7 protein-coding genes are annotated in these 6,350 nt (G+C 64.4%); 2 read left to right on the plus strand and 5 right to left on the minus strand.

What is annotated here, in order from left to right; translation table 11 throughout:
- Positions 1-23: 23 nt before the first annotated feature.
- Positions 24-1,952, plus strand: a complete 1,929-nt coding sequence (gene dxs, locus ACREBX_RS12395) for a 1-deoxy-D-xylulose-5-phosphate synthase (protein ID WP_431562051.1) — start codon at positions 24-26, stop codon at positions 1,950-1,952.
- Positions 1,953-1,977: 25 nt separating this feature from the next.
- Here the strand turns inward: dxs and ACREBX_RS12400 are convergent, their stop codons facing one another.
- Together ACREBX_RS12400 and relB are read right to left on the minus strand one after the other, a co-directional pair.
- On the minus strand, positions 1,978-2,202 hold the full coding sequence (locus ACREBX_RS12400) for a type II toxin-antitoxin system RelE family toxin (protein ID WP_431562052.1): 225 nt from the start codon (positions 2,200-2,202) through the stop codon (positions 1,978-1,980).
- A gap of 22 nt (positions 2,203-2,224) precedes the next feature.
- Positions 2,225-2,443, minus strand: a complete 219-nt coding sequence (relB, locus tag ACREBX_RS12405) for a type II toxin-antitoxin system RelB family antitoxin (RefSeq protein ID WP_431562053.1) — start codon at positions 2,441-2,443, stop codon at positions 2,225-2,227.
- Positions 2,444-2,571: 128 nt separating this feature from the next.
- On the opposite strand from relB, the gene ACREBX_RS12410 reads away from it, so the two are divergent.
- Complete coding sequence (locus ACREBX_RS12410) at positions 2,572-3,240, plus strand: hypothetical protein (RefSeq protein ID WP_431562054.1); 669 nt, start codon at positions 2,572-2,574, stop codon at positions 3,238-3,240.
- A 58-nt stretch (positions 3,241-3,298) separates the two neighbouring features.
- Here ACREBX_RS12410 and ACREBX_RS12415 read toward each other — a convergent pair whose 3' ends face one another.
- The 3 genes from ACREBX_RS12415 to ACREBX_RS12425 form a co-directional block, all read right to left on the minus strand.
- Positions 3,299-3,718: a DUF3035 domain-containing protein gene (locus tag ACREBX_RS12415; protein ID WP_431562055.1), complete on the minus strand. Its 420-nt coding sequence runs from the start codon at positions 3,716-3,718 to the stop codon at positions 3,299-3,301.
- Positions 3,719-3,758: 40 nt separating this feature from the next.
- Positions 3,759-4,280, minus strand: a complete 522-nt coding sequence (gene lspA, locus ACREBX_RS12420) for a signal peptidase II (RefSeq protein ID WP_431562056.1) — start codon at positions 4,278-4,280, stop codon at positions 3,759-3,761.
- Positions 4,277-6,350 (minus strand): class I tRNA ligase family protein (locus ACREBX_RS12425; RefSeq protein ID WP_431562057.1); only part of this gene is annotated, 2,074 nt, incomplete at its 5' end. The genes ACREBX_RS12425 and lspA, both read right to left, overlap by 4 nt.

Consider the following 6,350-nt stretch of genomic DNA (forward strand, 5'->3'; position numbering starts at 1 on the left):
GCGCTTGGCAGTATGACCGCGCGATGACCGATCGTCCGCATACGCCGCTGCTCGACACGGTGGATGTCCCCGCCGACCTCCGCAAGCTGAAGCCCGAAGACCTCCGCCAGTTCGCCGACGAATTGCGCGACGAGATGATTTCGGCCGTCGGGACCACCGGCGGGCACCTTGGCTCGGGGCTGGGCGTTGTCGAGCTGACGACTGCGCTGCATTATGTGTTCGACACGCCGCGCGACAAGATCGTGTGGGACGTCGGGCACCAATGCTATCCGCACAAGATCATCACCGGGCGGCGCGACCGTATCCGTACTCTGCGCACCGGCGGCGGGCTTAGCGGCTTCACCAAGCGCAGCGAGAGCGAATATGATCCGTTCGGCGCGGCGCATTCGTCGACCTCGATCAGCGCCGCACTGGGCTTTGCGATCGCGAACAAGCTGAAGGACGAACCCGGGCGCGCGATCGCGGTGATCGGCGACGGGTCGATGTCGGCGGGCATGGCCTATGAGGCGATGAACAATGCCGCCGCGGCGGGCAACCGGCTGATCGTGATCTTGAACGACAACGACATGTCGATCGCGCCGCCGGTCGGCGGCCTGTCGGCCTATCTGGCGAAGCTGGTATCGTCGCGGCCCTTTATCGAACTGCGCGAGATCGCGCGGCGTTTCGCACGCAAATTGCCCGATTCGCTGCACAAGGCGGCGAAGAAGACCGACGAGTTCGCGCGCGGCATGGCGATGGGCGGGACGCTCTTCGAAGAGCTTGGTTTCTATTATGTCGGGCCGATCGACGGGCATAATCTGGAGCATCTGATTCCGGTGCTGGAGAATGTGCGCGACAGCGACCATGGCCCGGTGCTGATCCACGCGGTGACGATGAAGGGCAAGGGCTATGCCCCGGCAGAAGCCGCCGCCGACAAATATCATGGCGTCCAGAAATTCGACGTGATCACCGGCGAGCAGGCGAAGGCGCCTCCCGGCCCGCCCGCGTACCAGAATGTCTTCGGCGAAACGCTCGCGAAGCTGGCCGAGACCGACAAGCGCATCGTCGCGATCACCGCGGCGATGCCGTCGGGGACCGGGGTCGACCGCTTTGCCAAGGCGCATCCGACAAGGACCTTCGACGTCGGCATCGCCGAGCAGCATGCGGTGACCTTTGCCGCCGGATTGGCGGCGCAGGGAATGCGGCCGTTCGCGGCGATCTATTCGACGTTTTTGCAGCGCGCCTATGATCAGGTCGTGCACGATGTCGCGATCCAGAATCTGCCGGTGCGTTTCGCGATCGATCGCGCGGGGCTCGTCGGCGCCGACGGGTCGACGCATGCGGGGGCGTTCGACGTTACTTACCTTGCGACATTGCCCAACTTCGTCGTGATGGCGGCGGCCGACGAGGCCGAACTGGTGCATATGACCTATACCGCCGCCGAATATGACGACGGCCCGATCGCCTTCCGCTATCCGCGCGGCAATGGCACCGGGGTGGCCTTGCCCGAGGTTCCGGTGAAGCTCGAGATCGGCAAGGGGCGCGTTGTGCGGAGCGGCAAGACCGTCGCGATCTTCTCGCTCGGGACGCGGCTCGCGGAGGCGCAGAAGGCGGCCGACATTTTGGAAGCGCGCGGGCTGTCGACGAGCGTGATCGATCTGCGCTTCGCCAAGCCGCTCGACGAGGCGCTGATCCGCAAGACGCTTAGCGGCCACGAGGTTTGCGTGACGATCGAGGAAGGCAGCATCGGCGGGCTCGGCGCGCATGTGCTGACGCTGGCGAGCGACGAAGGGCTGATCGACGCGGGGCTGAAGCTGCGCACGATGCGCCTGCCCGATGTCTTCCAGGATCAGGACAAGCCCGAACTGCAATATGACGAGGCGGGGCTCAACGCACCACAGATCGTCGATACCGTGCTGAAGGCGCTGCGGCACAACAGCGCGGGCGTCGAGGAAGCGGGCGCGCGGGCTTGAGCGGTTGGTGGCTCGCCGACGACGGCTATCGATATATCTCGCGGCGATGGCCGAGCGTCAGCACCAGAACGACCATGCGTCCGTCATAAATGCGCCCGACTATGCGATAGTCGCCGACCCGATATCGCCACAGCCCCTTGAGACCGCCGGTCAGCGCCTTGCCACGCTGGCGCGGATCTTCGAGATCGGCGAGTTCGGCCAGATAGCGCGTGATGCGATCGGCCTGCTCGCGGCCGATCTTACGAAGCATTCTTGCCGCTTCATCGTCGATCTCAATCGTCCAGCCCAAGCTCTTTCCTCAGTTCGGCGATGGAAATCGTCTTGTCGGGATTATGGCGCCGCATCGCTTCCTCCGCTGCGGCAATATCCTCGATATCTTCGATATATTCCTCGATCGCCTTGCGTGCGAAGGCGGTTTTCGTCCGGCCGGCGCGTTTCGCCGCATCGGTCAGCCGGTCTTCCAGTTCTTTGTCGAGGCGGATCGCAAGCATGGCAATGCTCCTTTGCTATACATGTATAGCAGAATGCCGATTTTTGCAAGATGGGCTGGTGTATGACTTGTCAATTGCCACGAACAGCGGTCTAAATCCACTTGGGCGGGCGAAGGGAACGGGGCAGCATGAACTTCTTCAACCTCCTGAAATCGCTCGACGAGCTGCTCTACGAAGCGATGTCGTGGCTGATCTTCTATCCGGTCACCTTATGGCGCACGCTCGTCCATCCGCTGCGGATGATGGATTATTCGGATGTCGAGCAGGGCGACGCCGCCGACCAGCAATATACCGACACGCTGAGCCCGCCGCTGTTCCTGTTGCTGACCTTGATCATCGGTCATGCGATCGAGTTGTCGCTGGTCGGGCAAGCCGTCGAGGTCGGGCGCAAGGTCGGGCTGTCGGCGCTGATCAGCGATAACAGCAGCCTGATCCTGCTGCGCACCGCGACCTTCAGCCTGTTCCCGCTGGTGCTCGCGGCGCGGCTGGTGCGGGCGCAGGGCAAGACGCTCGACCGCGACAGCCTGCGTGGGCCCTTTTATGCGCAATGCTATCTGGCGGCGCCCTTTGCGCTGATGAGCGGGGTGTCGGAAAATTTGATCCGGCTGGCGCATCCGTGGTCGGAGATCGCCGGCGTTTTCCTCTATCTGTTCGCGCTGCTGTGGTTCGGCAGCTTGCAGACCTTGTGGTTCCGCCAGCATCTGGGTTCGGGCGCCGTGCGCGCGTTCGGCCATGCGTCGCGCGCGATGGTCGAAAGCCTGATCGCGGTCGCGTTTCTGGCGCGGCTGTTCGGCTGAGCCAAAAGAAAACGGCCCGGATGAACGGGCCGTCCTCAACGCATCAATGGGTGAAGGCTTACGCCCCCGGGATCGCCGCCGATGCGTCGCGGCCGTCGCCTTCGGGGGCGGCGAGAATGTCGCGGACGACGAGGCCCTTGTCGACGACCTGCGTGTCGGGGCTGCCGACCTGGCTGCGGATGCCGGGGTCGGCGCGCGCACCATCGGCGCTGCCGATGATCTGCGTTTCGCTCGCGCTGCGCTGCGACGCGCCGCCGAAGAGCGCGCGGAGCGTCTGTTCGGCGGTCGTTTCGCCGCCGGGGCGCGCGGTGCCGGGGGCCGGCGGGGTCAGTGCGAAATCGGGCGGCACGACGAGCGGCGCCTGACGCGACACCATCATTTCGTCGGGACGGTCGCGGCTGAACAGGCTGTTCGACCCGCAGGCCGAAAGCGTCGTGGCAAGAATCGAGGCTGCCAGGATGGCGGTGGTCCGGTTCACTCTAAACATACTCCTATGCGCCCCGCTACTAGGCGCCCCGTTAGTTGACTGGCGGCTGAACGCTCGCGGCTGGGGCCTTTTCGCCCAAGAGCAACGCGCGCGCAACCAGCAAAAGCACGCCGATCGTGATGCACGCATCGGCGACGTTGAAGATCATGAAGGGGCGGAAGGTGCCGAAATGCAGGTCGGCGAAATCGACGACATAGCCAAAGCGCACGCGGTCGACGATATTGCCGAGCGCCCCGCCGAGGATCATCGCGAGCGCGATCACGTCGCCCTTCGCCTGTTCGCGCGTCATCCAGAAGGCGACCGCGGCGGCGACGACCCCCGTCACCGCGACGAGCGTCCAGCGCGTCGTGTCGGTGCAGCTGGCGAACATCGACAGCGAAATGCCGCAATTTTCGGCCCAGGTGAGGTTGAAGAAGCTCGTGATCTCGATCTGCCCCTTGGGTTCCAGCGACAGCGGGACGGTGACGACCCATTTGGTGATCTGGTCGAAGACGAAGGCGAGGGCCGCAAAGATCAGGCCGAAGCGCAGGTGCGGCGAACGTGGGCTGCTCATGCTGCGTCCAATACCGTGTCGCAGCGATTGCACAAGCTGCCGTCGGTGGTGACTTCGGGCAGATGGCGCCAGCAGCGGCCGCATTTGTGGTTTTCGGTTGGGGTCACCTGCAACTCTTCGCCATAATGCACCGCCGAGACGATGAAGAATTCTGCGAGCAGTTCTTCATTGAAATCGCCTTCGGGCAACGCGACTTCGGCTTGCAAACTGGAGCCGATGATTTTCTCACGCCGCAGCGGTTCGATAGCCTCGGTGACGCGCTGACGAAGTTCGCGGAAGCTTTCCCAGCTCATATCCACATCGTCATTCCCGCGAAGGCGGGAACCCAGAGCACCCTCAGCCGACGCCCGCTCTGGGTCCCCGCTTTCGCGGGGATGACGATCAGGGGTGGGGAGGTTGGGGAGGGTGGGCCATTCGAGAAGATGGACCGAACCGGCCTCGGGATAGCGCGTGCCCCACACTTCTTCGCTGGTGAACACCAGCACCGGCGCGGCGTAGCGGACGAGCGCGTGGAACAGCGTGTCGAGCACGCTGCGGTACGCGCGGCGGGTGTCGGTGCCAAGCGGGGCGGCGGGGCCGAGGTCGCAGTAGAGGACGTCCTTGCGGATGTCGAAATAGAAGGCCGACAGGTCCTCGTTGCAGAAATCGGCGAGCAGGCGGGTGTAGCTGTTATAGTCGAAGTCATCGACCGCTTGGCGCATCTTCTTGTCGAGGTCGGCGAGCAGCGAGAGCATATAGCGTTCGAGTTCGGGCATCGCCGACACGTCAGTCACGCGCTCTTCTTCGCCGAAGCCGTCGAGCGCGCCGAGCAAGTAGCGGAAGGTGTTGCGCAGCTTGCGATACTGGTCGGCGACGCCCTTGAGGATTTCATCGCCGATGCGGTGATCCTCGGTGAAGTCGACGCTCAGCGCCCACAGGCGGATGATGTCGGCGCCGTTGGTTTGCATCACCTTGACGGGATCGGTGGTGTTGCCGACCGACTTGGACTGTTTGAGACCCTTGCTGTCCATGGTGAAGCCGTGGGTCAGCACTGCCTTGTACGGCGCCTGCCCGCGGGTGCCGCAGCTTTCGAGCAGGCTCGACTGGAACCAGCCGCGATGCTGGTCGCTGCCTTCCAAGTAGAGGTCGGCGCTGTGGGTCGATCCGTCGTGGCGGACGAGCGCGGGCCAGCGGCCGCTTTCGAGCACGAAAGCGTGGGTGCAGCCCGAATCGAACCAGACGTCGAGAATGTCGACGATGCGTTCGTAATCGGCGGCGTCATAAGCGTCGCCGAGATATTCCTGCGCGCGCGCGTCGTTCCAGGCGTCGACGCCGCCCGCCTTCACCGCCGCGACGATGCGATCGTTGACTTGCGGGTCGTTGAGGTACTGGCCGGTCTTGCGGTCGACGAACAGCGTGATCGGCACGCCCCATGCGCGCTGGCGCGACAGCACCCAGTCGGGGCGATCCTTGACCATCGATCCGATACGGTTGCGGCCCTTTTCGGGGACGAAACGCGTGTCGTCGATCGCGTGCATCGCGGCCTGACGAAGCGTCGGCGCGGCGCAGAGATCTTCCTCGGCGGGATTGAGCGCGCCGCCCTCATTCTCCCAGCGCTTTTCGCGCGGGGTCTTGGGTTCGATATGCGTCATCACCCGGTCCATCGGCACGAACCATTGCGGGGTGCAGCGATAGATGACCTTGGCCTTCGAGCGCCAGCTGTGCGGATAGCTGTGCTTGTAGTCGGCCGAGGCCGCGAGCAGGCCGCCCGCGTCGCGCAGGTCGGTGCAGATCGGGCCGTCGGGGGCGTTGAACTTGGCGTTGATGACGCTGCCCTGACCGCCGAGCCAGCCCCAATCCTCGCGATATTTGCCGTCGCCTTCCACAGCGAACACGGGGTCGATGCCGTTCGCCTTGCACAGGTCGAAATCATCCTCGCCATGGTCGGGCGACATATGGACGAGCCCGGTGCCGCTGTCGGTGGTGACGAAATCGCCCGCAAGGAAGGGGCGTGGGCGGAGAAAGAATTCGGCGCGAGGGGAGGCGGGGTCGTAATTCTTAAGCCCCTCCCCTTCAGGGGAGGGGTTGGGG

The sequence above is a fragment of the Sphingopyxis sp. genome (assembly GCF_050725655.1).
Lineage (GTDB): Bacteria > Pseudomonadota > Alphaproteobacteria > Sphingomonadales > Sphingomonadaceae > Sphingopyxis.